We start from the raw sequence: 25,808 nt of genomic DNA, 5'->3' as shown, positions 1-25,808 counted from the left end.
CGGTATTGGTGGTATTGGCAATAATGGAGGTTTTGATGGAGTTCCTAGCATTCTATTCCGTCTCTCTCCAGGGGTACGCGTAGACGTTGTATTTGACCACACCGGTCCACGGGGGCTTCAAGCCACATTCCTTGGATTCGAAGGGAATTCTGCACTATTCTTGGTCGATAATGAAGTCTTGTTCATTAACCCTCGCAAAATTCAAGCAATCTCGTTGCATTCGCATCGACATGGATAACTGTAGGTGCCTATTTAAAGGGTACGGAATATAATCCGTACCCTTTTTATTGAGAACCCACGGACATCAAACAAAGCACCATGAGATGCGCAGCCCTGCCAAGGCATTACATTTGGAAAGGAGAGTCATACTAAATGAGTAAAGAAGATGATTTCGAAGACTTCCGAGACCAAATGAAGAGATTGAAGAATGAGAAGAAGAACAAAAGCCACTGGGATCAAGACGATGTAAACGATGTGATAGAGCGTGTGAAGTCTGAAATGATGCCCGTTATTACAGCATTTGTTGATACTGATCGTACTTTAGAAATGCAATCAAATACATCTCAAGCTATTTATATCTCGTATGCAAACGCAAGAATATATGGTCTATGGGTGTCGGGAACCAGTTTGGATCGCATCAGCATCGATGCTGTGTTTGATTCGGTTTCGACCCGTATATACTCAGGAAGTTTCAACGAGAAAGAGATTAGAACCACCGTTAAAAATGCACTTATCAATTGGTATCGCCACATTATCTGAATGTAAGAGATACATTGATCTGACAACCAAGGTGAAACGGCTATTAGAATTTTAAAAAACCTTCCGCAAATTTCGCGAAAGGCCCCGTATTATGGGGCTACGCACGTCCGAATACTTGTGCGGAATGCGTAGCCCTCCGTATGTACACCCGTAACATTCAATGTCGGCAAAACGTTGATTTAACGGGCTTTTTCGTAAAATGGTGCTGATGAAGGGAATTGAACCCCCGGCCTACGCATTACGAGTGCGTTGCTCTACCCCTGAGCTACATCAGCTAGACAATATTTAGGATACGAATTTCCAATGTAAAAGTCAACCTTTTGCGTTCCAAGACCGGATTCGACATATTGCGGCTTTATTCTTTATTTCCCGAGGAATAATGTCTAACAATCCTCTCCAGTTCATGCCTGCATTCCGCTGTCGTATGCCATCTGCTCTCCAATAACCCTTTAATGAAGCTCAAAACTTCAGGGTCAAGCGCAAGCTCCTCTTCCCAGCTTCGTTCCTTCTGCCCCTCTTCCGGCGTATAACCGGCATACATCAGAAATAAGAAGAAATGCCCTAGTCCATACAAGTCGCTCGCCTGCTCAGGCTGGCGCATGCGGTACTTCACAGGTCCCCAGCTGTCTGCAAACCCGCTTGGCTTCTCTTCCGGTCCATCAGCATCCTTTTCTCCAACCCGGCAGGCCAGTCCCAGATCAATAAGATGAACATCATCAACGCCCAGTATCGCATTCGGAATCCGTACATCACGATGAACATAACCCGCTTGATGCAGATGATCCAGAGGAGAGAACAGCACCAATAACAAACGCAGCGCCTCCAGCTGCGTATAAGTCCTTCCCTTCAGCAAAATCGCCTGCTCGACGTTTATACCTTCTATATATTCCATCACAAGTGCGCCTTCACGGCGGTGAACAGCCCAGTCCAGCCACTTTGGCAGCTGCGGATGGTCAAGCTGCTGAAGAATATCATTTTCCCGTCTCAGCAGTCTCCGTCCGGTATCCCGCTTGCTTGGTTTTGCCCGCTTCAGAAGAACGGTTGATCCGCTTCGCAGATCCGTACAGCGATAGGTTTGGCCATAACTGCCCATCCCAAGGAACTCCTTTATACGATAGGTTCCCGCCCATACGATTCCCTGCCGCAGCGGGTAGTCCATCCAATTCGTTATCCATTTCTTCCACCAGATAGGAATCCCTCCTTGCCCTACACATACGGGTTCCGGTCAGGTTAGGTTTCTCCTCCCAGTAGCGGAATAGGTGTGATTGCACGAAACCTGCCTTTTACCAATACGTATGATTTCATAAGTCTAAGATGTTTCAATTCCTTAACAAAGGCTTAATTATAGGTAGGAGGTCATCAATAATGATAAAACACTTGTTGCAAAGGCTCCTCGGCTCCGTCACTGGAAAACACTATAACAAACATGGACACTACGGTCATAACGGCCATTACGGTCACCACAGCCATAGCAGCAGCGATTACAAAAAAGGAAACTATTATCCGCCGAAGCAACCCCCATACGGTCATAACCATTACAAGAAAAAATATGGCAGCTACAGCAGCTAAGGAAATTGTTAGGGGAATGTTAGCAAACTAAACAATAACCTTATGACCTTTTTATAAGCGGCTAAAACGTTTCTAGTAAACTGGAAAAAAAACGAGTGGAGGTGCGAATGGTATGATGAAAATCATTACCTTCAAAGACCGTTCGGTTCCCGTTTATTACGTTAACGAACAGGCGGCTTCCGTTGAACAACTTCATCATAAATTAGTTGAGATGGAATACAACTTCGATTTCCGCAAGAAGTGGAAACGTATATCGAAGGTCGAGGTTGTCCGCGATGTTGCCATTTTCCAATACAACGACGGGACGAAGCTGTATCTTGAAGTAAGCTAACAACGACTATTAACCAAACCAACAAACCCATGACCTGGCAAATACGAAAGCCCTGAACGATCGCCAAGCGCGAATCGTTCAGGGCTTTTAGATTTTACCTTGTTTACTATTTACGCCGTTTGTGGCGACTTCCGGATGATCGACATGTCGAGCAAATCCGGCTGCATCGGAGATCCCAGGAGGAAGCCCTGCACAAAGTCGCAGCTCCATTCCTTCAGCAATTTATATTGCTCCTCGTATTCGACGCCGCCCGCAATAACCTCAATCTCCAGCTTGTGCAAAAGCCCGATCATCGCTTCAACGATATGGCGTTCTACGCTTTGCACGTCAATCTGTCGGATGAACGATTTACTGATCTTTACGCTGTTGACCGGAAGCTGCTTCAGGTTCGCAAGCGAGGCATAACCTTCTCCGAAGTTATCCAGCGTAATTCTGACGCCTAATGCGCGCAGCTGACTCAGTACCGCTAATGTTTTGTCGGTGAAATGAAGGATCACATCCTCCTTCACCTCAAGCTCCAGACAAGAAGGCTCGATTCCCGCCTCCTCCAGCACATGAGCAACCATGCTGCAGAAGCTGTTGTCCAGCAGTTGGACATGCGACACATTAACCGCGATAACAAGCTCCTTCAGGCCATATTCCTGCATGCCCGCCAGCATCTTGCAGGCCTCGCGCAGCGCCCACTCGCCTATAGGCACGATTAAGCCATTCTGCTCGGCAATCGGAATAAATTCCGCCGGCCAAATCGCGCCAAGCTCCGGTTGATTCCATCTTAGAAGCGCTTCAAATCCGCGAAGACGCCCGCCTTCGGTGCGGAAGATCGGCTGATAGCTCAGATGGAACTGACGCAAATAAAGGGCCGGACGCAGCAATGCTCCAACCTCCAGCCAGCGGTTCATCTGGGCTGTCTCTTCCTCGCTATAAAACGTAATCCGGTTGCCGCCCTGCTCCCGCGATTTGAAGAGCGCTGTCTCGGCATGCCCGAGCAGTCTCTCGCTTGTCCGTCCGTTCTGCGGGAACAGGCAGGTACCGATACTTGCCGTCAAGTTCAATTCCGCTCCCTCATAGGAAACCGGGTAATGCGCTGCATATTTCATCTCTTCCACCGCGTTGGCACATTCCGCCTGCAAGTATCCGATTTCTCTAGCCATTAAAAAAGTATCGCCGCTGATCAAGGTAACAAAGGCCGTATCCGCCCCTTGACTTAACCGTCCTCCGATACTTTCAAGTACCTGGTTGCATGCCTCTAAGCCCTTAGCCTCATTCACACCATAGAAACGATCGATCTGAATCAACGCCACAACGAGCCGCTGTCCTGATGCCCGCGCGCGGCTTAAAGCTACCTCCAGCTGAGCATAAGCCTCCTGCCGTTCAGGTAAACTGGCTAACCCATGCACGATTGCTACACCATCCTTTTGTCATTACTGTTAATCCTATAGTCCCATATAAGTATTAGAAAAATTGCGGATTGTTCTTTAGAAGTATGTTAGGTATTTGCCAGCATTCGGACAAGTGGGTATAAAAAAGATCACCTTGCAGCGGAGGTGATCTTTAGGTCGCTTACCTTAATCATGTTCCTGACTGTGGTCGGTCGTATATTTGTAACCAAAGCCCCATACCGTACGGATTAAACGGGGCTCTTTCGGGTTTTGTTCGATTTTTTTGCGCAGGTTAACGATATGTACGTCTATAGCCCTATCCGTTACAAAAGAATCAAACCCTCTAATCGTATTGATCAGTTCTTCCCTGCTGAATACCTTGCCCGGATGGGATAAGAAGAGTTTCATCATCTCGAATTCAGAAAAGGTTGTCTCGATCAGCTTGCCTCTGACAAGAAGCATTCTGCGCTCGGCGTCCAGCTGAATCGGCGCAAGATCCGCCTCTTCCGCTTCCGCCGCGCTAGCCGCCTCCACTTCCGCCGCACTAAACTGGGAACGGCGGATCAGAGCTTCCACTCTCGCCGTCATCTCATGCATGCTGAATGGCTTGCACATATAATCATCGGCTCCTGCCTTCAAGGCCTGAACGCGTTCGGAAACTTCGCTTTTCATCGACAAAATCATAATAGGCACATGCGATCGTTCACGAATAGAGGCGCAAACCCCCATACCATCCATATCAGGCAGCATCAGGTCAAGCAAGACAACATCAGGCGAAAATTCCTGAACGGTCCGCAAGCCTTCCTCACCCGTTCCTGCTTGCCTAACTGAATACCCTTCTTCCGACAAGTACATCGACAGCATATCCCTCATCATGACGTCATCTTCAATTACTAAAACTTTATACACCGGCGCCACCCCTTAGGGAAAGAAGATTTCTGTCAAAAAATATAAATCTATCTCTAATATACAATACGATTGTAAGGGTTAACAATAAAATGTTAGAAGATTGTTAGGAGAAACTGTCGAATGTTGAAATCGATGCCTGCAATAGACCGGTTATCACGCGGTCGAGCTCCTTTTTCAGCAATTCGGCCGGCGCCTTCCAATCCTCTTCCCCATCCTCTTTCTTCAGAATCTCGTTCAGCCTTGCAGCGGCCTGCACTACGTCATTCGCCGACAAATGGCTGGCAGCTCCCATCAGCGTATGGATCATCCGTCTAGCGTTTGCAGTCTGGCCAATGGTCAGCTCATCGATCAGCTTATCCGCGAAGCCTTCGTAATCCTTCAGGAAATGAACAAGCATTTGGCGTAAAATAGAGACCTTGCCGCTTACTCTTGCCAGTGCGGTCTCTACCTGAATCCCGTCAAGCTCAGGCACCGATTGGCCCGAAGCATCCCATGATTGCTGCTGAAGCACCGGAAACTTCTTGTTGTTCAACAGATTCATAATGAACATGTAAAGCTGATCCGGATCGAGAGGCTTCGTCACCACGCCATTCATGCCAAGCTGCAGGTAATGCTCATGATCCGCGCGAAGGGAATTCGCGGTTACCGCTATAATCGGCAGGTGCTCGTACCGGGAATCGCTGCGGATAATCGTTGTTGCTTCCATTCCGTCCATCTCCGGCATATGAATATCCATGAGGACCAGATGCCAGTCCCCCTGCTCCAGCTTCTCCAGAACTTCCCGCCCGTTCTCCGCCAGACCAACCTCGAAGCCCCGTTCCTTCAGCAGCTCGATTGCTACCAGCTGGTTAATATGATTGTCTTCGGCAAGCAGCACCCGTATTTTTTCCCGAGGCTCCTCGGATACGGCCGCCTCCTGGGCCGCCATTGTCCATTCCTTCACTTGCACCGGCCTTTGATCGAGCGTCCCCGTTAGCGCATGGAATAGCGCCAGACGAGTAACCGGCTTGGTCAGAATCGCATACGGACGGCCGGAATCCGGCATTTGCATGAGCTCGTCGCGGCCAAAGGAGGTCGTAAGCGCAATCGTCTTCACCCCTGCGGCCGTAGCCTGCTTGTGGAATTCCAGCCAGGTTTCCGCTCCGTACATATCCGGCATTTCCATGTCCAGCATAATCAGCTTAGGCATCGCCCCCGCGCCCATCCGGCGCAGCTTTTCCCTCGCGCTTCCCCAAGAAGAGAACGCCACCGGGGTCAAGCGGAATGATTCCGCAAGGCTGCACCAATGCTGACGCATCTCGTCGCTGTCCTCCACAACCCAGATGCATTGGTCCTCCAGCTCCTTGTTGACAATCAGCCTTTCTTCACTGATGGAAGACAGGACTGGGAAGGACAGGACAAAGCTGAACCGGCTGCCTAAGCCGGGCTCGCTGTCGACCTGGATTTTCCCGCCCATCATTTTGACGAGACCATTCGCAATCACAAGTCCTAAGCCCGTGCCTCCGTATTTGCGGGTTGTTGAGCCATCGGCTTGCGTGAACGGGGTAAAGAGCCTGTCGATTTGTTTTTTCGTCATGCCGATACCGGTATCTTCGACGGTGAATCGCAGCTTTAATCCGTCAGAGCACTGCTCCATCACCTCAAGGCTCAGCTTCACATGACCTCGCTCCGTAAACTTAACGGCGTTCATGCACAGGTTCAGCAAAATTTGCTCAACGCGCATCTGATCGCCCAAGAGAGTAGTAGGCAGCTGCTCGGGTACTTCCAAAATAAATTCGAACTGCTCTTTGCCGCCCATAAAGACGCTAAGCTGATCCGTCAATCGGCTGAGCATCTCCTGTGGCTGGAACGCAACCCGCTCCACCTCAACCTTGCCCGCCTCGATCTTGGAGAAATCGAGAAGATCATTAATAATGCGCAGCAAGGATTCCGAGGAGTTGCCCAGCTTGTCCATATAATCCTTCTGCGAAGGAGATAGTCCGGTGCGGCGCATGAGCTGCGACAGACCAATAATGCCGTTAAGCGGCGTACGGATCTCATGGCTGACCATCGCCAGGAAGCGGCTTTTGGCCGCATTCGCCTGTTCGGCCTCCTGCGTCGCTTGAATTAATTCCTCCTGGATATGCTTCTGCTCCGTAATATCGCGCGCGATACAGGAGAAGTACAGCTCGCCGGTATTTCGGTATGGATGGGCTACGATAACAAGTGAGACGTTCACCTTGTCTCCGGCTTGCGTCAGAAGCTCGGCTTCACCCTCCCAATAGCCCATTTTCATGGCGATCCGGGAGCCTTTTATGAGATAAAGGTACATGGACGGTTCCACGTAGCTCTTATAGTCCTTCGGCTTGTAATCCAGCGGCAGACCCAGCATCCGCTTGCCCGCCTTGTTAATGTAGGCAACCTTCCCGTTATGGTCGATGGAAGCGATCAGGTCTTTGGCCGAGCCGATAATATCGAGCAGAAGGTTGCGGGATTTTTCTACTTTTACATGCTCGGAGATGTCATAAGCCATACCAAGAACCCCGGTCAGACGGCCCTGCTGATCGCGCAGTCCGTTCGAGAAGTGACGTACCGGAATTTTGGTCCCGTCCTTATGGATATACGTCCACTGCCGTTCATAAGAGAAGTCCACCTGGCGCAGTATCCGGAACACCTCGAGGCCAGGCTCAACGTGAACACCCAGCTTTTGCGACAGCCTCTCCGCTTCGCGCTCGATTTCATCCGGATCCATGAACAGAAGAGGCGTCGCGTGCCCCTTCAGCTCATCCGTCGTATAACCGATCAGCCTCTCCGCCGCCTGATTCATATAGCTCACGCGGTAATTCTCATCCAGCAAAATAAAGGAGTACTCGTTCTGATTGATAATCGCCTCGAGGCGTCCAAACATATCCTTCAGATGCTCCATCATCCCGTTAACCGATTCGGCCAGCTTGCCGACCTCATCCCCGGGCTCCTGGGACAGATGCTCCACTTCGAATTGACCGTCGGCAGCCTGTTTTGTAACGGAAAGGATTCCTTTCAGCCGGTTAATGATCATATTGAAATAGATCGAGAAGAGGATAACAATCACGACCTCGGACAAAGCGATCGTGGCAAAGGTCCACCATAATACTTTGGACAGACCTTTATTCAGGCTGGCCTGCGGTATTTCGAGTGCCGCATGCCAAGGTGCTGCGCTGTCTACGTCCATATAAAGGAGCACATGCTTCATATTCCCGCGCTGTATCTGGATTTGCCCGGAAGGTTTGAGCAGCTTCTCGAGACTTAAGCCCGGCTGCCCGTTAAGCAGCCCTTGAATCGGCTTAATGCCGGTAGAGGTGGAGTACGAATGGAACAGGACCACTCCCCGATCGTTATAGAGCCAATACTCGGAGCTTGGATCCTTATCCACAAGGAAATAAGGCGACATCGTCGACATCGGCATCGATGCGTATATGACACCTTTAATCAGGTTGTTCTGATCAAATACCGGAATAACAATAAGGGACTGCTTCAAGTTATCAAAGGAAGGAAGGAACAGATCCGTAATCGCCGACTTGCCCTTCACTGCTTCGCGGAAAAAGGCTTGTCCGCTCATATTGACCGGATCGCCGTTCGTACGGATGGCCCGGCCGTTCAGATCGATATATCCAATCGCATGATAGGTATAATCCGTGCGATACAGCTCGTCCCTGAAATATTTCAGCTTCTCCGCATCGGTGCCGTAACGGACGATATCCGTACGGCTCATCACCACTACCTCGGCCCGCCTGATCTGCAGCCAGGAAGCCAGATAATTGGCGCTGACGCTCAGCTGGCTGGCCACTCTATCGGATGCGGTATTGATCATTTCCTGCTTGATGGAGAGGTAATTAATGACCCCCGCGATGCCAAGCGGGATGAAGGTGATTAAGACGATGATGAGCAGGCCTTTTGTCCGCAATGATAAGTTGTTCAAGACGCGCGGTCCCCTTCCCGAGTAAATCTACATGTATTATATCGTCATGAGGGAGTGGAATCGATAGACGATTTGTCGGATGGGGAGTGATGGTGATTAGGAGATTGATTGGAGAATCGTATGCTCACTCCGGGAGATGTTTCTCCTTACTCTGCTGTTGCGTACACTTTGCCTGAACAATTGGATAAGGTTGCAAAGTGTACGCAAAGGCAGGCGCTTCGCTCTCCAGGAGAAACATCTCCCTCCACTCGTCTTCGATTCGTTTGGGAGGGCGGAAGCCAACCGCCTCCGTTCCTTGGCGGTTTGCCTGCCTGTGGCAGGCGTTTCTTTTCTTCGCCCCTGGGTCGAAGAAAGAGCATCTTTAGCGTTGGGCATATTGCTTGCCCGACGCGGGAATGCGGGGCTGCGTAATGCGCAGCATAAAGAATAAAGGGAAGCCCTTTGCGGGGCTTCCCTGGCGCAGCATCTCGTGCCTAAACTAGACTAGTTAGTCTTTGTTGTGCATACGTTACACGATTCGCACATTCGCCCTCCATGCGCTGCATTTTGGGCTCAAACGTTAGTTTCTAATGCTCGGCATACGTTACCAGTTCACTCGTTCTCCCTGAGGCGACACTTTGAGCTCATACTAGTTAATCTCTGAAACTCAGCATACGTGACTAGTTCGCATTCGAACTCCTGGGTGAAGCCCTTTGAACTCATACTAGTTAGTCTCTGATGGCCAGCATACGTGACTAGCTCGCACTAGCTCTCCCTGATGCAGCGCTTCGAGCTCATTCTAGTTAGTCTCTGATGCTCGGCATACGATACCGGTTCGCATTCGTCCTCCCTGAGGTGACATTTCGAACTAATACTAATTAGTCTCTGATAGGCAACATACGTTACCAGTTCGCATTCGTCCTCCCTGAGGTGACACTTTGAGGTCATACTAGTTCATACACAACCCGACCCGCACTCGCCTTCTATGCACAACACTTCGAGCCCATCACTGCGCCCCTCTCCCGGTACGTTGTACGTTTTGCAGGATATATGAGGGGTTTGGGGGTGTAGAGGGAAATATGATGTATGGAATGCAGGATATTCTTCTTATTTAGGGGGAAATAAGGAGTTGTAGGCATATATCATGTATTTCGTGCAGCATATTCTCGAAGAACAGACATTTATGGGCAAATATAGTGTAAAACGTGCAAGGTAATAATGTAGGGCGCCTCTAAACAAAGAGAAGGGAGATCATTTAGTTGTTTGTGAGTGCCAGATGAGCGCGAGTTGTTCCATTTCGCTTACGAATGCTTTTTTGGCGGGGCTGTATTCGTTGGTTCGTTCGTATCGCTGGGCCAGCTGTTCTTTAAAGCGGCTGTATCTGGCAGCTTCCTCCGGGTGGGAAAGCAGATAATCGCGGAAAATGAGGTGCCGTCCGATTTGGGGACTATCCGATTGATAGAAGTGGATATGGTGGGTGCGCTGCTCTCCGCCTTTGCGGAACAGCCGTCTGCCGGGGATGCCCCAATCGCCAGCTACGTCGTATCCGAGTGAGGCCATCCTATCATTAAAAAGATCAATTCCATTAATATCGTCAACGATCCCCATCATGTCGATAACGGGCTTTGCTTTCATCCCCGGAACAGCCGTGCTTCCGAAATGCTCGAATCGGATCTCCACTCCATCAAAGACAGCCCTCAGACACTCCGCTTCCTCGCGAAACATCTGCGCCCATTCTTCCTTGTAATCACTCAATCGCACTTCCATCTTATCCTCTCCTATTCATTCATTAAAACAGGGCTAACGAAACTACATAACGCTATTCGCCCAAAATTAAACGCTACAATTTCTAACGAAACCTCATATCTTTATTTACTATCTAAACGCCTCTTTTAACCCTAAATCGGCCAAATAGCGTTACCAGGTTTCGTTAGATTGTAAAACTAGCTATTCTGAGGCAAATAAGAATACCCCGTTTCGTTAGCGAGGCGCCGATCTTGGGAGGAGCAGTACATGGTTTTAAAAAAAGGCTGCCGAGATTAATCGGCAGCCTTTTGCTGTTCAAAATAAATCGATGAGAGCCAGAGGAAATGTATCTCCTGCAGGAAAGCATATGCTTCCGAAGTAGCTTTCTTCCAGAAAGCTTTCAAGCGCTTGCCTTTGTCCTAACATGGTTTCCTGTGAGGACAACAGCTACACCGAATTTCTTCAAATGGTCAAGCGTTGACGAAACTTCGGTGAACCGGAAGGAGATACATTCCTTAGGCGATTCATCGATTACGCCAAAATGTTCTCGATCGCCTGCAGCTCATCGTCGGAGAAATCGAGACGGCTGAGTACCGCAACGTTGTCGTCGATTTGCTCGACGCGGCTTGCGCCGATCAGGGCGGAAGTTACGCGGCCGCCGCGAAGAACCCAAGCTAAAGCCATTTGCGCCAGCGATTGGCCGCGGCTTTGCGCGATTTCGTTCAGAGCGCGAACTTTAGCGAGCTTTTCTTCGGTAATGTTGTTCGAATTCAGGAAGACGCTTGGTCCACCCGCACGCGAATCCGAAGGTATACCGTCGAGGTAACGGTTCGTCAGCAAGCCGCCGGCCAGCGGCGAGAATACGATTGAACCGATGCCTTCTTGATCAAGCACGTCTTGCAAGCCGTCTTCGATCCAACGGTTGAACATCGAATACGATGGCTGATGGATGAGGCATGGCGTGCCCAGCTGCTTCAGGATGGCCGAAGCTTGAGCCGTCTGCTCAGCACTGTAATTGGACAAGCCAACATACAACGCTTTACCCGAACGTACGATGTGGTCGAGCGCAGCCATTGTCTCTTCAAGCGGAGTTTCCGGATCCGGACGATGATGGTAGAAAATATCCACATACTCCAGGTCCATCCGTTTCAAGCTTTGATCAAGGCTCGACACCAGATATTTGCGGGAACCCCAATCGCCGTAAGGGCCTTCCCACATATAGTAGCCTGCTTTAGTGGAGATAATCATTTGGTCGCGGTAAGCCGCCATGTCCTGCTTCAGGACTTTACCGAAAGTTTCCTCAGCGGAGCCCGGAGGCGGTCCATAGTTGTTCGCCAGGTCGAAATGGGTAATCCCCAGATCGAAGGCGCGGTGGATCATGGCGCGTCCGTTCTCCAGACGGTCATTTCCGCCGAAGTTATGCCATAAGCCAAGCGATACGGCTGGCAGCTTGAGGCCGCTTTTGCCGACGCGGAAGTATTTCATGTCTTCAAAACGAGATTTGTCTGCTGCGTATGTCATTACTTCTTATCCATCCCTTCTGAAAAGGCTATGTAACCCCTTTATCATACACCCGCGGCCTAGGGAAATAAACCCGGGCTATACGCCTAAGCCTTCCGCCAAACCATCAGCTTGCCGACGCTTTAAAGGCCCAGCCCTTCTCGCCCGCGATCCGAATCAGCGCATCAACGCATAACGGGTCGAAATGCTTTCCCCGCTCCTTCAAAATAATCGCCATCGCTTCTTCATGCGACAACGCTGCCCGGTAAGAACGGGAGGACGTCAAGGCATCGTACACATCCGCAACGGCCGTTACGCGGGCCAGCAGCGGAATGTTGTCCCCGCTTAGCGCATCCGGATAGCCGCTTCCGTCCCAACGCTCGTGATGGGAACGGATGACGGCCAGCTCCTCCTGCATAAAGCCTAACCGACGGCACAGATTGAACCCGGTCACCGGATGTTTTTCGATAACCTCCCGCTCCTCCGGCGTCAGCTTTCCCGGCTTGTTCAGGATGTTGTCAGGAACAATCAGCTTCCCGATATCATGCACGATGCCGCCCTGCGCAATAGCCCGAAGCTGGTCGGAATTCAGCCCCAGCTCTTCTCCGAGCTGTATCGCGTAGAGCGCAACCCGGTAATTATGGCCCGCCGTATACGCGTCGCGCGTTTCCGTCGTCCGGATCAGCTCGCGAACCGCCGGCGACATGTAGGCATGAATCCATTCTTTCGGATCGTTCTGGAACAGCTGCTTCAGCGACTTCGTATAAGAGCCGGAGCTGCGGTACTGATAATAAATGCCGACAATCATGGCGCTGATCGAAGCCAGTAGCAGCAAGTGGTAGATCCACCAGCTTAACATCCACATTTTGCCCGTTACGTTAATGAACTGAGCGACAATCATCCATCCCGAGCTGTATACGATCGCCAGCTGCAGCGGGAATCTTGTAGACAGATACGTCTCCAGATACCGATACATCGTCCAGCCGTTTAACCCGACAATAAGCAAGGTTGCCGTCCATTTGATAGGACCCTGCTTCATTTGAAGCCAGGACATTTGGTCGGAGAAAAGCCACAGCAGCGCGCAAATCACGGCGATCGATACCGTCCAGATCGGGAGCAGCCAGCGCTGATGCGCCGACAGCCAGCTGATAACGCGGCGGTCCGAGGACATCGACGACAGCCATAGCCACATCACCGCCAGCAGTATGCTCATTTGAGCCGCATTGCTTGGCAGCGCCGTAGTGTGATACGCCTCCCTTGGAGTCGATAACCCATGAACAAGGAATAACGCCGCCAATGAGACGAAGGACAACGATAGAAAGCTGATTTTCAAATTGCGAAGCCGGATGGCAGCTACGCCAACCGCTACAGCAAGAGCAAAGGCCAATCCAGACACTATGCTAACCACGTAGAAATGCACGTTAGGAGAATGCAGATGGTAATCCCATTCGGGATTCATATGAAGGACCATAAATACGATAAGCGGGACTGCGAGCGATAAAAGAAGATACAGATAGATTTTCGCCTGACTGTTCAAAATCTGACGCCCTCCTTGGCATGCGTTATCCGATCAAGCTCTGCGACGTTTGACTTCTATCAATAACCATCGACTGCTGTAACCAAAGATCAAGATCAGCGCGCGACATCGGCTTGCTGAAATAATAGCCCTGCATCATGCTGCAGCCCGCGGATTGCAGAAACGCAATTTGCTGCTCCGTCTCCACCCCTTCGGCGATAACCTCCAGATTAAGCTGCTTAGCCAGTATAATTATCGTCTGAATGATGGCGCGCTTCGAAGGCGAATCGCTTTGCTGCATGTATAGCTTATCTATCTTTAACGTCTGGAAAGGAATCAGATCAATGGAGCCAAGCGAAGAATAACCCGCCCCAAAGTCATCCATCGAAATCTGAACGCCCATCTCCCGGATGGTCTTCAATTGATCGATGACATCCTCGACGTTATGCATCACGATGGTCTCCGTAATCTCCAGCTCCAGGAGACGGGCATCCAGTCCGGAACGCAGGAGCGCCGAGATAACCATGTCCTCGAGATTTTTGCTGTCGAACACGCTGACGGACATGTTAACCGAGACGCTTAGCGGTTCCGCTCTGCCTTCATTCCATTCAAAGCAGTCCCGGCAGGCTTGTCCCAGCACCCATCGGGTAATCGGAACGATAAGCCCCGTCTCCTCAGCGATCGGGATAAATTCCTCCGGAGGAATACGGCCTAGAAAAGGATGATTCCAGCGCAGAAGCGCTTCTACGCCGATTGCCCGGTTAGCGACCGCATCCCACTTGGGCTGATAATGAACAACGAACTGCTCTCTTGGCAAGGCTAGCCGGAGATCCTTCTCCAGCTCCATCCGGCGCAGCAGCTCCCGCTCCATCTGCTCGTCGTAGAGGCAGTATTGGTTCTTGCCCCTGCGCTTCGCCTGGTACATCGCGGTATCCGCCGCAATCAGGAGCGACGACCTCTCGTTCCCGTGCTGCGGAGACAAGCTGATTCCGATACTGCCGGTGACATATAGTTCATTGCCCTCCAAAAGATAAGGCTTGCGTATATCCTCCAATATCCGATTGGAGAGCTGCTCCACCTCATCAGGCTCCATCCCTCTTGTCACCAACAGGAATTCATCACCGCCAAGGCGGAAGGTTTGGGCCCCTTCGCTCACATGGGAACGAAGCCGCTTGGCGACAGCCTGCACAAGCAAATCGCCGATGTCATGGCCCAGCGTGTCATTAATGATTTTGAACTGATCGAGATCAAGGAAGAGCAAGCCGTACGTACGGGCTTTATCCAGCTTTTGATCGAAATACCGGTTCATCGCATGGCGGTTCGCAAGACCAGTCAGAGGATCGCTGTAGGCCATACGCTCAAGCACGGTACGGTCCAGATAAATCGCAATCCAAGTAACGAGCATAATGAGAAGGGTCACCAGGGTGACGCTTATTAGAAGAAACAGATTAATCGGGATATCTTCCGTTAACGAAGAGGCAACAGGCTCACCGCACCAGAAGGACGCGGCGCCCATTCCGGTATAATGCATCCCGCAGACTGCCAGTCCCATTAACGAGGCCGCCGCCCATTTGGACCATGCAGCCTTACTGCCATCCCTGAAATTTATAAAGAAATACAACGCCGCGCAGGAAGCCATGATGGCGATCGCAGCGGATAATATAACTATAATTGGGTTATATTGTATAGACATTGTGGGAGAATGCATCGAAGCCATTCCCGTGTAATGCATGGCGACTATTCCCGCCCCCATGATAAAGCCGCCCCCTAGGAGCTTAAGGCGGTTAATTTCTTTTGCCAGCGTTAAATAGAAGGCGACGCAGGAAGCGCAGATGCTTGCGGTAATCGACAATAGGGTAACGGGTACGTTATAGGCAATGGGAATACCGATATGGAACGCCATCATCCCGATAAAATGCATGGTCCACACCCCGCTGCCCATTACAAAGGCGCCTGCGAGCATCCAGCCCAGCCGCACCTTTCCTTTGGACTGAGAGATTTTGTACACCAGATTCAAGGCAGAGTACGAAACGAATAACGCGATGATGAATGAGAGAAGAATAACCCAGCCGTTATACTCTCCGTGTAATGTGACCAAACGTCCCCCACCTTCCGAGACTAGTTCTCCGGACATGTCTGATGTGACTAAAGTCTAATATTTTTGTATACATATACCATTATACGAAAAGCGACGGAATGCAACATATTTTTATTTAGAATTAAGGTTTTTGGACGATTGTTTTGTTATAGTAGGTGAAGATTGTAAAAATAGTGCCTTTTTGTTGAAGGGAGTTTATTAACAATGGAAAACAAGGACTCGCAGCACAAAAGAGAAAATGAGGAACTCGACACGGCTGCGGAGCAAGAGAATCAACAATACGTCTATGAGGATGACAACAAAGACGATCAAGCCGTAGATGCCCTTCAAGACGAGAAAGACGAAGAGGTCGAAGAGGAAGAGCGCAAGCAAGCTCCTACTTCCGAGACTCCGGCACAAGCAGCGGGCGGCCGCAGCGGCGGCAAAGCTTGGATCGCCGTTTCCGCGATTCTCGCCATCGTGCTTATTATCGTTCTGATTAAACCACCGTTTGGCGCGGGCGACAAAGCGGTTGCAACGGTTAACGGTGTTAAAATTTCGAAGGACAAGCTGTATGATTCCCTCGTGGAGCAAGGCGGCAAGTCGACGTTGGACAACATGATCACGCAAGAGCTGATCGATCAAGCAGCGGAAGATGCAAAAGTAACGGTTACGGAAGCAGACGTAGACAAAGAAATCGAGAACCTGAAGAAATCGTTCGGTTCCGAGGACGAGTTCAACCAAACGCTCGCTCAATACGGCATGACCGTTGACAGCCTGCGTCAAGATGCGGAAGTTCAAGTGAAAATCCGCAAAATTCTTGAGCCGCAAGTTAAAGTAACAGACGAAGACATTAAAGCTTACTACGACCAGAACAAAGCATCCATGTCGACGCCTGAGCAAATCCGCGCTTCGCATATCCTCGTAGCTACGAAGGAAGAAGCGGAAGATATCTTGAAGCAGCTGAAAGGCGGAGCTGACTTCGCTACTCTGGCGAAAGAGAAATCGACGGATACAGGCACGAAAGACAACGGCGGCGACCTGAACTTCTTCGCGAAAGGCACCATGGAGCCAGCTTTCGAAGACGCGGCATTCAAGCTGAAAAAAGGCGAGCTGAGCGGCATTGTTCAGACAAGCTACGGCTACCACATCATCAAGAAAACCGATGAGAAAGCAGCTGTAACGCCTACGCTGGAAGAGAAGAAAGAAGACATCAAGTACCAGCTGGTTACGCAAAAAGTAAGCGAGCTGTCCTCCAACTGGATGGCGGACCTGAAAGCTAAAGCAAAAATCACGAATACGCTTGATCCCGCTGCGGCTGAAGAGTCCCCGGCGGCAAGCGCGGCAGCAAGCCCTGAAGCAAGTGCGGCGGCTGGCAACTCTTCGACTAACACAGCGAAATAAATCGAAAGGCTGTCCCCTTGAGGACAGCCTTTTTGCTTATTTATGGTATGATGGCTTTAGAAAAAAAGATCCTTAGGAGGGCCATATGAGCCAGTTTCAAGTGAACAGCTATACCGACACGTTTAAAATTTACGAACTAATCGAGGAGAGCACTTCGTCCCGCATTCGGGTATGTCCGGAGCGCGGCGGCATCGTTATCGGCTGCCAGCTGAACGGACTTGAAGTATTCTACCTGGACAAAGCAACGTTCGAGCATCCCACTGCGAACATCCGCGGCGGCAATCCGATCCTGTTCCCGATCTGCGGTCAGCTCGAGAACAAGACCTATACTTGGAACGGCCAATCGTACGAGATGGCTAATCACGGCGTAGCCCGCACTTCCGTATGGGAAGTTGCCGGCACCAATACCGATGGCGAGGCTTCGATTACCATTGTGCTTCGCAGTAATGAAGAGACCAAGCAGAGCTTCCCGTTTGATTTCGAGGTGAGCTTCACTTATGCGCTGGTGAACGGCGAGCTTCATATCCGACAGCAATACCGCAACTTGACGGAAGGCGAAGCCATGCCTTTCTACGCCGGCTTCCACCCTTACTTCAATGCCGATTCGAAAAAGCTTCCGTACGAGACCGATGCGACTACTTACCTCGACTATAACGACATGGTTGAAAAGCCATACACTGGCGAACTGGATCTGGACGGCATGGTGGAATCCGTTACCCTGCTTGGCGCCAAGAAGCGCGAAATCGCGTTCCCGGTTAGCGGCGGCGCTCGCGTGCGCATGACGTATGACGATATTTTCAAATACGTCCAAGTCTGGTCCGTGCAGGACAAGCCATTCGTCTGCGTCGAGCCATGGATGGCTATGACCGGCGAGTTGAACCGCCAGGAAGAGCTCGTAATGCTCGAATCCGGCGAGGCGCTCAACGCCAACCTCACGATCAGCTGCGAGCGTTAAAATAAGGAGAGGTCTTCCCTAGGGGAAGGCCTTTTTATGTTGGGTGGCACTCGGGGCGGTTTGCGGGCGTTTTTGGAGCTTAACGATGTCGCACATCGTCTAGCTCCCCCACTCCCCACGGTACCTGCCATTCCGCCCCGTTGAGGTATACACAGAAGCGTTTCTGCCTCATAATACGTGAGAATGGTTCAAACAGAAGGTGGCGCATATGACCGATATAGAACAAACCATCGCGCTTATTACGAAATCGAGCGGCAGAAGATCGGCTTATCATTTTACGCGGGCAAGTAATTTGCGGGGAATCGCCCATTTTGACTCGATTTGGTCGAGTCAGCATTTGCTGCCAGAATCAACTGGCGAGCGCCGGGCCTCAAGAGAAGAGGTATCATACGAGGGAGCATCGATTACGGTTAATTCGCATCTACGTATTCCCGAGGCCATGATGGAGTCGGGCTGCTCGGTTGAGGAGTTCCGCAACTTTATAGACAAGCATATCTTCTTCTGGCCAACCAGAAAGGATTGTCTTAAGATGCTGACGACATACATGGGGCGAGAGCCTGACGAGGCATTTGCCGTGCTCGAATTCGAAGCAAGCGAACTGCTCCTCGCACACAAGGAGTTTGTCCGGTTGTCCAAATACGACTCGGGCAGCTCGCCCCGTTTTCCGAAAAACTGCAACTACCGGAAGAGTCCGGCGATGTTTGTATCCCTTGCGGACTTCGGCCGCAGAACGGATCACGCTGTTCCCGTCAAGCCTTCGGAGATCAAGGAAATTCTTATTGAGGAGCAGGCCCACTCCATTACCCGGCTGCTAAAATCCGTTTATGCGCCAAGCCAGAAAGATCTACCTCCAAATTGGCTGACAAGCTACCAACCGCTCGACCTCCTGCTCCCCATTGACGAAGCAGAAGCCTAACTTGCAGAAACTACATTGGATTTCGTCCAACAAAATGGGTTGGAATTAGCCAATCTCTCGAGCTACAGTGGGCTCCATCATAATCGGCTCAATTTAGACGATATTGGCTCATTCTTAGCTCTTACAGTGGATAGAATCCAACGTAGCTTCCGGGTACCCTGCTCTAAGCCTGCTTTTACTGGAGGAAATCCAACGTACCACGAACGTGCGACGAATAGCAAAAAAGCCGCCCCAAAGGGCGGCTCCAATCCATCTAAACGCCAACAACCGTCACTTGCTTGCCGTTCTTCTGCAAGCGATCGACCGTCTTACGGACGGCGAGGTTCGCCGTATGATCCCATACCTTCGTGCCGGAGAGGTCGATGTGGACCTCCTCCGCTTCGCAGTCATGCTCGATCCGCTCCTCCAGCTCGGAGGCGGAGGCGAAGAACAGCTGGCCGTGCACGCGATACGTCCGCGTGGATCCGTTCCATTCGTCGTGAATATGAACCTTGGAGGCTTTTACCGCGAATCCGATAAAGCTTATGAACACGCCGGCAACTACGCCAATCGCCAGGTCATGCGTGAGCAGCACGGCGCCAACCGTCACCAGCATAACGGCAGTCTCGCCGAGCGGCAGACGGTTCATGCGGAACACGGAGCTCCAATCGAAAATCGCGATACATACCATTAGCATAATGCCCACCAGCGCAGCCATCGGCACAAGCGCCAGCAGGTCGCCAAGCAGCACGACGAGCAGCAGGAGGAACAACGCCGCGACGAGGGTCGACAAGCGGTTTTTCCCGCCCATTTTCACGTTAAGTACCGATTCCGCGACCAAAGCGCAGCCCGCCATCCCGCCGAAAAATCCGGCAACGATATTGGCAAGGCCCTGCCCCTTCATCTCCCGGTTCTTATCCGTCTTCTCCCCGGTCATCTCATCCAGCAGGCTATGCGTCAGCATCGTCTCCGTATAGCCAACTACCGCAAGCGACAAGGAGTACGGGAGAATGATCCAGAGCGTATTCAGGCTGAACGGTATATCCGGCAGCAAGAACGACGGCAGCGAAGCGTCAATCGCAGCGATATCGCCGATTCGCGTTACATCCCCCATGCCGAACGCCCATACGGCAAGCGTCAGCACCACAACCGCAATCAGCGGGGATGGAATCGCCTTAAAGAAGCGAGGAACAAGATAGATAATGCCAAGCGTTACCGCAACAAGCACGTACATGACCCATGATTCGCCTTTGAAATACCGCAGCTGCGACAGGAAAATCATAATCGCCAGCGCGTTAATGAACCCCGTCAGCACGCCCGAAGGGACAAACCGCATCAGCTTGCCCAGCTTAAACACGCCCATCAGGAACTGAATGACACCCGTCAGCACGGTTGCCGCGAACAAATACTCGATGCCATGCTCTTTCACCAGTGTCAGCATAAGGACGGCCATCGAGCCCGCTGCAGCCGAGATCATGCCCGGTCTGCCGCCGAGAAAAGTAATAACAAGCAAAATACAAATCGAGGCATAAATACCTACGACCGGCGGGACACCAGCCATAAACGAGAAAGCAAGAGAATCCGGCACAAGCGCCAGCGTTGCCGTAATGCCAGCCAATATGTTCATTCTCGCGTTACTCGTCCACTGCTCCCGCCATGAAGTCTTCAAACTCATGGTTCACCTCAACTAATCTATGATAACGTCCGACCAGGCCATCCCGGTCCGGCACCTCATCCTCAAAACGAAATGACAAACAAAAAAACCAGCTCAACGAGCCGGCCGTTCGACTATCTTCATGATACCCCGCTCTTCCGCTAAGGGTCAATCCCAAATGAAGGGACGACCGCATGCGGCCGCCCCTTCCAACTTTAAACCCTTAGTATCCTTCTCCTTGCCCGCCAGTCACGATTGCTACGCTCGAGCTTGCGCCGATCCGGCTTGCGCCTGCCTCAATCATCTTGAGCGCAGTCTCCAGATCGCGAACGCCGCCGGAAGCTTTTACGCCAAGATCCGGACCAACCGTACGACGCATCAGCGCGATATCTTCTACAGTAGCTCCGCCTTTGCCAAAGCCCGTCGACGTCTTCACGAAGTCCGCTCCCGCTTCCTTGCAGATCTCGCAGGAACGTACCTTCTCTTCATCGGTAAGCAGGCCTGTCTCCAGAATAACTTTAAGAACGGCTTTCCCTTTGCATGCCTGGGCTACGCCTTCCACATCACGCTTCACGCCTTCGAAATCGCCGGACTTGATCAGGCCAACGTTGATCACCATATCGACTTCCGTCGCGCCACTGGCAATCGCATCCTTCGCTTCTTCAGCCTTAGCATAAGTGGTAGTCGCCCCAAGCGGGAAGCCTACAACCGTCGTGATGCCAACGCCGGATCCCGCAAGCTCCTGTGCCGCAAGCGCGACATAACCCGGATTTACGCATACCGTTGCAAAATGATACTGCTTCGCTTCTTCGCAAAGCTTGATAATCTCTTGTTTCGTCGTTTCCGCTTTCAGTGCAGTATGATCAATGTAAGCAGCTACTTCCCCTGCCGACAGATTTTTTTGATTACTCATACCCATCCTCCAATATTAATCTACTCTATTATCCTTTGAACTCCAGCAAGTGCTGCGCCGTAACCTGATCGGTTATTAACGTATTCGTATACTGGCCGTTTAATGCGCCGTATATCGCTTCCACCTTGCTTGGTCCTCCGGCAACAAGAACGGACCATTCTTTCTTTTTCAGCTCGTTCAGGTCTATGCCGATTGTCCGCAGATCCAGCTCCTCGCTGCACAGCTGCCCGTTAATATCGATAATCCGGGAGCAAATATCGCCAACGCCGCGCGATAAAATAATGCCCAGATCCTCGTCGGAAAAATAATTAGCGCGGATCAGAACCGAATCTTCCGTCGGCGCCCCTACCGTGACAACCGCGATATTGGCCTGCTTGCCCATATCGAGGATTTTGCGGATATGCCTGTCCGCTTCAATCGCATGCTTCACGACCGCATGATCCACAATCGCCGGCAGCGGAATCAGGTATGGCGATGTCTGATATGCCTTCGCGAACAGCTGCGCAATCTCATACGCATACGTATTGGTCTCGGAATGGCTTACGCCGCCGTTCAGCTGCACGACCTTTACCTTCTTCGTATGCTTGTTCGGCAGACGAGTAGCTACTTCATATAATGTTGTTCCCCAAGTGACGGCAATCGTATCGCCATCTTGTACCGTATCGTTCAAAAAATTAGCCGCAGCCTCGCCAATGACCTTTTTGACCATGCCGTCTTCGTATTTCGGAACGGAAGCTACAATTGCTTCCTTCAAGCCAAAGCGTTCCTTGAGCATGCGGGCGCGTTCCTGGTTATCGGAAGCCGGATCCATAATGCGAATCTGCACGATGCCGTCTTCCTTCGCCTGCTGCAGAAAACGCGAAACCGTCGGGCGCGATACACCCAGCTTTTTCGCTATCTCCTGTTGATTGTAGTCTAGCTCGTAATACATACGGGCCGCTTCAATCATTTTTAACCGCTTATCGCTTAGCTCCTCCATCCGTCTTCCCCTCTCGCAGAGTTGCCTTAAAGTTATGAGAATATGTTCGAATTAATATGACAATATTTCAGGACTATTATACGTGCACCTAGTTGTCAGAGCAACAGTCGGCCCCATTTAACGCCAGGTTTTTACATATGTTCAAGGAACTAGTGTAACTATTGTGCACAGAGGGCGAAATGCCGCTGTCGAAAGCTAGGAAAGATGGACGAATGGAGAAAGGACTTCCGACTCAATTTGCTAAATTTTCAGATAATTTACAAGAATTTGAAAGGAGATCCTTGCCAAATACCGAATACGTATTGTCGATAAAAGAAAAATAAACAGTGGAGGGATACGATGCTAATCAAGCTTAGAAAAATGAAGTGGGCAGCGGGGACGCTGCTTGCCGCATCGCTTTTTGCTGCGTCTGTCGGCGTTGCGGCAGCAGCAGACGAAACGGCAGTACCCGTTTCCGCCAAGCACATCACGCTCCTGCACACGAATGACATGCACGCGCGCGCCGTGGAGGGAACCTCGGGAGAAATGGGCTATGCCAAGCTTGCCGGCATTATCGACAGCTACCGCAAGGCCAATCCGGACAGCCTGCTGCTTGATGCGGGCGACGCTACGCACGGAACTACCTTCGCCACGCTGGTGAACGGCGAGAGTGTTGTGCAGGTGATGAACAAGATGGGATATGACGCGTTTGTTCCGGGCAACCATGACTTCAACTATGGCTACAAGCGGCTGCTTGAGCTTGAGCAGATGATGAAGTTCCCGGTTCTCAGCGCTAACGTTAAGGTCGCTAAAGACAAAACGTCCTTATTTAAGCCTTATATTATTAAGGAAGTTGATGGCGTGAAGGTGGGGATCTTTGGCCTGACAACGCCGGAGACCGCTTATAAGACGCATCCTAAAAATGTAGAAGGCTTGACCTTCGCCGATCCAACCAAAGAAGCTCAAGCTATTGTGGACGAGCTCAAAGACAAGACCGACGTCATCGTTGCGGTAGGCCATATCGGCCAGGACGCCTCAAGCGTCGATACAAGCCTGAAGATCGTCAAAGCCGTAGACGGCATCGACGTTTTTATCGACGGGCACAGCCATACCGTGCTGGAGCATGGTCTTACGGCCGGCCATAACACACTGATCGCAAGCGCCGGTGAGTACACGAAGTATTTGGGCGTCGTGGATCTATGGGTAGATGGCGGCAAGGTCGTGAAGAAAGAAGCGAAGCTCGAGAACAAAGATACCGCTGCCAGCATCGCGCCTAATGCCGAGATCGCGGATATGGTGGCCACTATTCAGAAGAGCCAAGAGACCATTCTGGCTGAAGAAGTAGGTACGGCCAGCGTGAAGCTGAACGGCGAACGCGAGCAGGTCCGCACTAGCGAGACGAACCTCGGCAACCTGGTTGCCGACGCGATTCGCGATGCAGCCGGAGCCGATGTTGCCATCACCAACGGCGGCGGCATCCGCGCCTCTATTGATGAAGGGACTATTACAAAAGGCGAGATTATTACCGTCCTTCCGTTCGGCAATCAGATCGTATCGCTGAAGGTCAAAGGCGCCGATATCAAAGCAGCTCTCGAGAACGGCGTATCCGACTACCCGAATTCGAAAGGCGGCTTCCCTCAAGTATCGGGCATCACCTTCAAAATTGACGTAGCCAAGCCTAAAGGACAACGCGTCCATTCCGTAACCGTTAAGGGCAAGCCATTAAACGAGAAAGCCGATTATCTGCTGGCGACCAACGACTTCATGGCTGCCGGCGGCGATGAATATACAATGTTCACCCCATACCCGCAAGCAGGCATGTATGGTTCGCTGGATGAAGCGCTGATCGCTTACATCACCAAGCTGGGCACCGCGAATCCGAAGGTGGAAGGCCGTATTACGGCGGCAGCAACTCCTGTTGTTGCACAGCCACAGCCGGAGCCTAAACCGGAACCGAAACCCGAGCCAAAGCCAGAACCTAAGCCAGAGCCTAAGCCAGAGCCTAAACCGGAGCCGGCAAAGCCAGCCGTCTATGTAGTGAAGCAAGGCGATACGCTCTGGGCGATCGCCAAGAATCACAACACCACCTGGCAGAAGCTTCGCGACCTGAACCATATCAAGAACCCGAACCTCATCTATCCGGGGCAAAAAATCAAGCTGCCTGCTGCTTAGGCGGCAGAGCAACCAGGGCTGTTCCCAGCGAGAACAGCCCTTATCTTGCACCTGAATGATAAACGCTCCGCCTACGTTGCACGAATTGCAGCATAATGGAGCATTTGAGCCAAGTAACTCGTCTTATCCTGCACGAAATGCAGCATATTCGCCCAAAAGCAGCCGATACAGGCTGATTTCGCGCAATATACTGCATTCCGAGCAGTGTTTCTCCCGAGCAGCCTCTATTCTCGACCAGTATGCTGCACTTCGTGCAACATAAATCCCTAAACTAGTTAGCTTTAAGTACCACCGTCCGCCTACGTTGCACGAAATGCAGCATATTGGAGCATTTGAGCCAAGTAATCGTCTTATCCTGCACGAAATGCAGCATATTCGCCCAAAAGCAGCCGATACCAGCTGGTTTCGCGCAATATACTGCATTCCGAGCAGTGTTTCTCCCGAGCAGCCTCTATTCTCGCCCAGTATGCTGCACTTCGTGCAACATAAATCCCTAAACTAGTTAGCTTTAAGTACCACCGTCCGCCTACGTTGCTCGAATTGCAGCATAATGGAGCATTTGAGCCAAGTAACTCTTCTTATCCTGCACGAAATGCAGCATATTCGCCCAAAAGCAGCCGATACAGGCTGATTTCGCGCATATACTGCATTCCGTGCAAAGTATCACTCGAGCAGCCCCCATTCTCGCCTAGTATGCTGCACTTCGTGCAACATAAATCCCTAAACTAGCTAGCTTTAAGTACCACCGTCCGCCTACGTTGCTCGAATTGCAGCATAATGGAGCATTTGAGCCAAGTAATCGTCTTATCCTGCACGAAATGCAGCATATTCGCCCAAAAGCAGCCGATACCAGCTGGTTTCGCGCAATATACTGCATTCCGAGCAGTGTTTCTCCCGAGCAGCCTCTATTCTCGCCCAGTATGCTGCACTTCGTGCAACATAAATCCCTAAACTAGCTAGCTTTAAGTACCACCGTCCGCCTACGTTGCTCGAATTGCAGCATAATGGAGCATTTGAGCCAAGTAACTCGTCTTATCCTGCACGAAATGCAGCATATTCGCCCAAAAGCAGCCGATACAGGCTGATTTCGCGCATATACTGCATTCCGTGCAAAGTATCACTCGAGCAGCCCCCATTCTCGCCTAGTATGCTGCA

The 25,808-nt window shown here is 51.2% G+C and carries 19 protein-coding genes and 1 tRNA gene; 8 read left to right on the top strand and 12 right to left on the bottom strand.

Going from position 1 to position 25,808, the window contains the following annotated elements; genetic code table 11:
- Positions 1 to 238 (top strand): hypothetical protein (locus WFJ73_RS33015; protein ID WP_336776974.1); only part of this gene is annotated, 238 nt, incomplete at its 5' end.
- Positions 239 to 372: 134 nt separating this feature from the next.
- Positions 373 to 759, top strand: coding sequence for a hypothetical protein (locus WFJ73_RS33010; RefSeq protein WP_336776973.1), 387 nt, complete (start codon positions 373 to 375; stop codon positions 757 to 759).
- Between the two features lie 200 nt (positions 760 to 959).
- Here WFJ73_RS33010 and WFJ73_RS33005 read toward each other — a convergent pair.
- Positions 960 to 1,034, bottom strand: a tRNA-Thr gene (locus WFJ73_RS33005).
- 80 nt (positions 1,035 to 1,114) lie between these two features.
- Complete coding sequence (locus WFJ73_RS33000) at positions 1,115 to 1,918, bottom strand: serine/threonine protein kinase (protein WP_336776972.1); 804 nt, start codon at positions 1,916 to 1,918, stop codon at positions 1,115 to 1,117.
- Positions 1,919 to 2,124: 206 nt separating this feature from the next.
- On the opposite strand from WFJ73_RS33000, the gene WFJ73_RS32995 reads away from it, so the two are divergent.
- Positions 2,125 to 2,328 carry a hypothetical protein gene (locus WFJ73_RS32995; RefSeq protein WP_336776971.1) on the top strand — a complete coding sequence of 68 codons (204 nt, stop codon included), beginning with the start codon at positions 2,125 to 2,127 and terminating at the stop codon, positions 2,326 to 2,328.
- 112 nt (positions 2,329 to 2,440) lie between these two features.
- Positions 2,441 to 2,659 (top strand): hypothetical protein, encoded by a 219-nt coding sequence (locus tag WFJ73_RS32990; protein WP_012772454.1) that lies wholly within the window; start codon positions 2,441 to 2,443, stop codon positions 2,657 to 2,659.
- A gap of 110 nt (positions 2,660 to 2,769) precedes the next feature.
- Here WFJ73_RS32990 and WFJ73_RS32985 read toward each other — a convergent pair whose 3' ends face one another.
- The 7 genes from WFJ73_RS32985 to WFJ73_RS32955 all read right to left on the bottom strand — a co-directional run bounded on the left by WFJ73_RS32985 (position 2,770) and on the right by WFJ73_RS32955 (position 15,723).
- Positions 2,770 to 4,056, bottom strand: a complete 1,287-nt coding sequence (locus WFJ73_RS32985; RefSeq protein WP_336776970.1) for a putative bifunctional diguanylate cyclase/phosphodiesterase — start codon at positions 4,054 to 4,056, stop codon at positions 2,770 to 2,772.
- Between the two features lie 168 nt (positions 4,057 to 4,224).
- Positions 4,225 to 4,947 (bottom strand): response regulator transcription factor, encoded by a 723-nt coding sequence (locus WFJ73_RS32980; protein WP_336776969.1) that lies wholly within the window; start codon positions 4,945 to 4,947, stop codon positions 4,225 to 4,227.
- A 103-nt stretch (positions 4,948 to 5,050) separates the two neighbouring features.
- Positions 5,051 to 8,884 carry a response regulator gene (locus tag WFJ73_RS32975; RefSeq protein WP_336776968.1) on the bottom strand — a complete coding sequence of 1,278 codons (3,834 nt, stop codon included), beginning with the start codon at positions 8,882 to 8,884 and terminating at the stop codon, positions 5,051 to 5,053.
- 1,230 nt (positions 8,885 to 10,114) lie between these two features.
- On the bottom strand, positions 10,115 to 10,630 hold the full coding sequence (locus tag WFJ73_RS32970; protein WP_336776967.1) for a GrpB family protein: 516 nt from the start codon (positions 10,628 to 10,630) through the stop codon (positions 10,115 to 10,117).
- A gap of 510 nt (positions 10,631 to 11,140) precedes the next feature.
- A complete protein-coding gene (gene mgrA, locus WFJ73_RS32965) occupies positions 11,141 to 12,130 on the bottom strand; it encodes an L-glyceraldehyde 3-phosphate reductase (RefSeq protein ID WP_336776966.1) in 990 nt (329 codons plus the stop codon).
- Positions 12,131 to 12,236: 106 nt separating this feature from the next.
- The gene (locus WFJ73_RS32960; protein WP_336776965.1) at positions 12,237 to 13,646 is read right to left on the bottom strand and encodes an HD-GYP domain-containing protein; all 1,410 of its coding nucleotides are present in this window, start codon (positions 13,644 to 13,646) and stop codon (positions 12,237 to 12,239) included.
- Between the two features lie 25 nt (positions 13,647 to 13,671).
- Complete coding sequence (locus tag WFJ73_RS32955; RefSeq protein WP_336776964.1) at positions 13,672 to 15,723, bottom strand: bifunctional diguanylate cyclase/phosphodiesterase; 2,052 nt, start codon at positions 15,721 to 15,723, stop codon at positions 13,672 to 13,674.
- Between the two features lie 204 nt (positions 15,724 to 15,927).
- Here WFJ73_RS32955 and WFJ73_RS32950 point away from each other — a divergent pair, with 204 nt between their 5' ends.
- The 3 genes from WFJ73_RS32950 to WFJ73_RS32940 all read left to right on the top strand — a co-directional run bounded on the left by WFJ73_RS32950 (position 15,928) and on the right by WFJ73_RS32940 (position 18,977).
- Positions 15,928 to 17,106, top strand: a complete 1,179-nt coding sequence (locus WFJ73_RS32950; protein ID WP_336776963.1) for a peptidylprolyl isomerase — start codon at positions 15,928 to 15,930, stop codon at positions 17,104 to 17,106.
- An 85-nt stretch (positions 17,107 to 17,191) separates the two neighbouring features.
- Entirely contained in the window at positions 17,192 to 18,061 is an 870-nt protein-coding gene (locus tag WFJ73_RS32945; protein WP_317982515.1) for an aldose epimerase family protein, read from the top strand.
- 208 nt (positions 18,062 to 18,269) lie between these two features.
- Positions 18,270 to 18,977, top strand: coding sequence for a DUF7002 family protein (locus WFJ73_RS32940; protein ID WP_336776962.1), 708 nt, complete (start codon positions 18,270 to 18,272; stop codon positions 18,975 to 18,977).
- Positions 18,978 to 19,230: 253 nt separating this feature from the next.
- Here the strand turns inward: WFJ73_RS32940 and WFJ73_RS32935 are convergent, their stop codons facing one another.
- The 3 genes from WFJ73_RS32935 to WFJ73_RS32925 all read right to left on the bottom strand — a co-directional run bounded on the left by WFJ73_RS32935 (position 19,231) and on the right by WFJ73_RS32925 (position 22,502).
- Positions 19,231 to 20,631, bottom strand: coding sequence for a SulP family inorganic anion transporter (locus tag WFJ73_RS32935; RefSeq protein WP_336776961.1), 1,401 nt, complete (start codon positions 20,629 to 20,631; stop codon positions 19,231 to 19,233).
- A gap of 202 nt (positions 20,632 to 20,833) precedes the next feature.
- Positions 20,834 to 21,523 carry a deoxyribose-phosphate aldolase gene (gene deoC, locus WFJ73_RS32930; protein ID WP_336776960.1) on the bottom strand — a complete coding sequence of 230 codons (690 nt, stop codon included), beginning with the start codon at positions 21,521 to 21,523 and terminating at the stop codon, positions 20,834 to 20,836.
- A gap of 28 nt (positions 21,524 to 21,551) precedes the next feature.
- Positions 21,552 to 22,502 (bottom strand): sugar-binding transcriptional regulator, encoded by a 951-nt coding sequence (locus WFJ73_RS32925; RefSeq protein WP_336776959.1) that lies wholly within the window; start codon positions 22,500 to 22,502, stop codon positions 21,552 to 21,554.
- A gap of 339 nt (positions 22,503 to 22,841) precedes the next feature.
- On the opposite strand from WFJ73_RS32925, the gene WFJ73_RS32920 reads away from it, so the two are divergent.
- Positions 22,842 to 24,653, top strand: a complete 1,812-nt coding sequence (locus WFJ73_RS32920; RefSeq protein WP_336776958.1) for a 5'-nucleotidase C-terminal domain-containing protein — start codon at positions 22,842 to 22,844, stop codon at positions 24,651 to 24,653.
- The last annotated feature ends 1,155 nt before the right edge of the window (positions 24,654 to 25,808 follow it).

Source organism: Paenibacillus sp. MMO-58 (assembly GCF_037146255.1).
Taxonomy (GTDB): Bacteria; Bacillota; Bacilli; order Paenibacillales; family Paenibacillaceae; genus Pristimantibacillus.
This window is presented reverse-complemented; position numbering and strand designations above follow the sequence as displayed.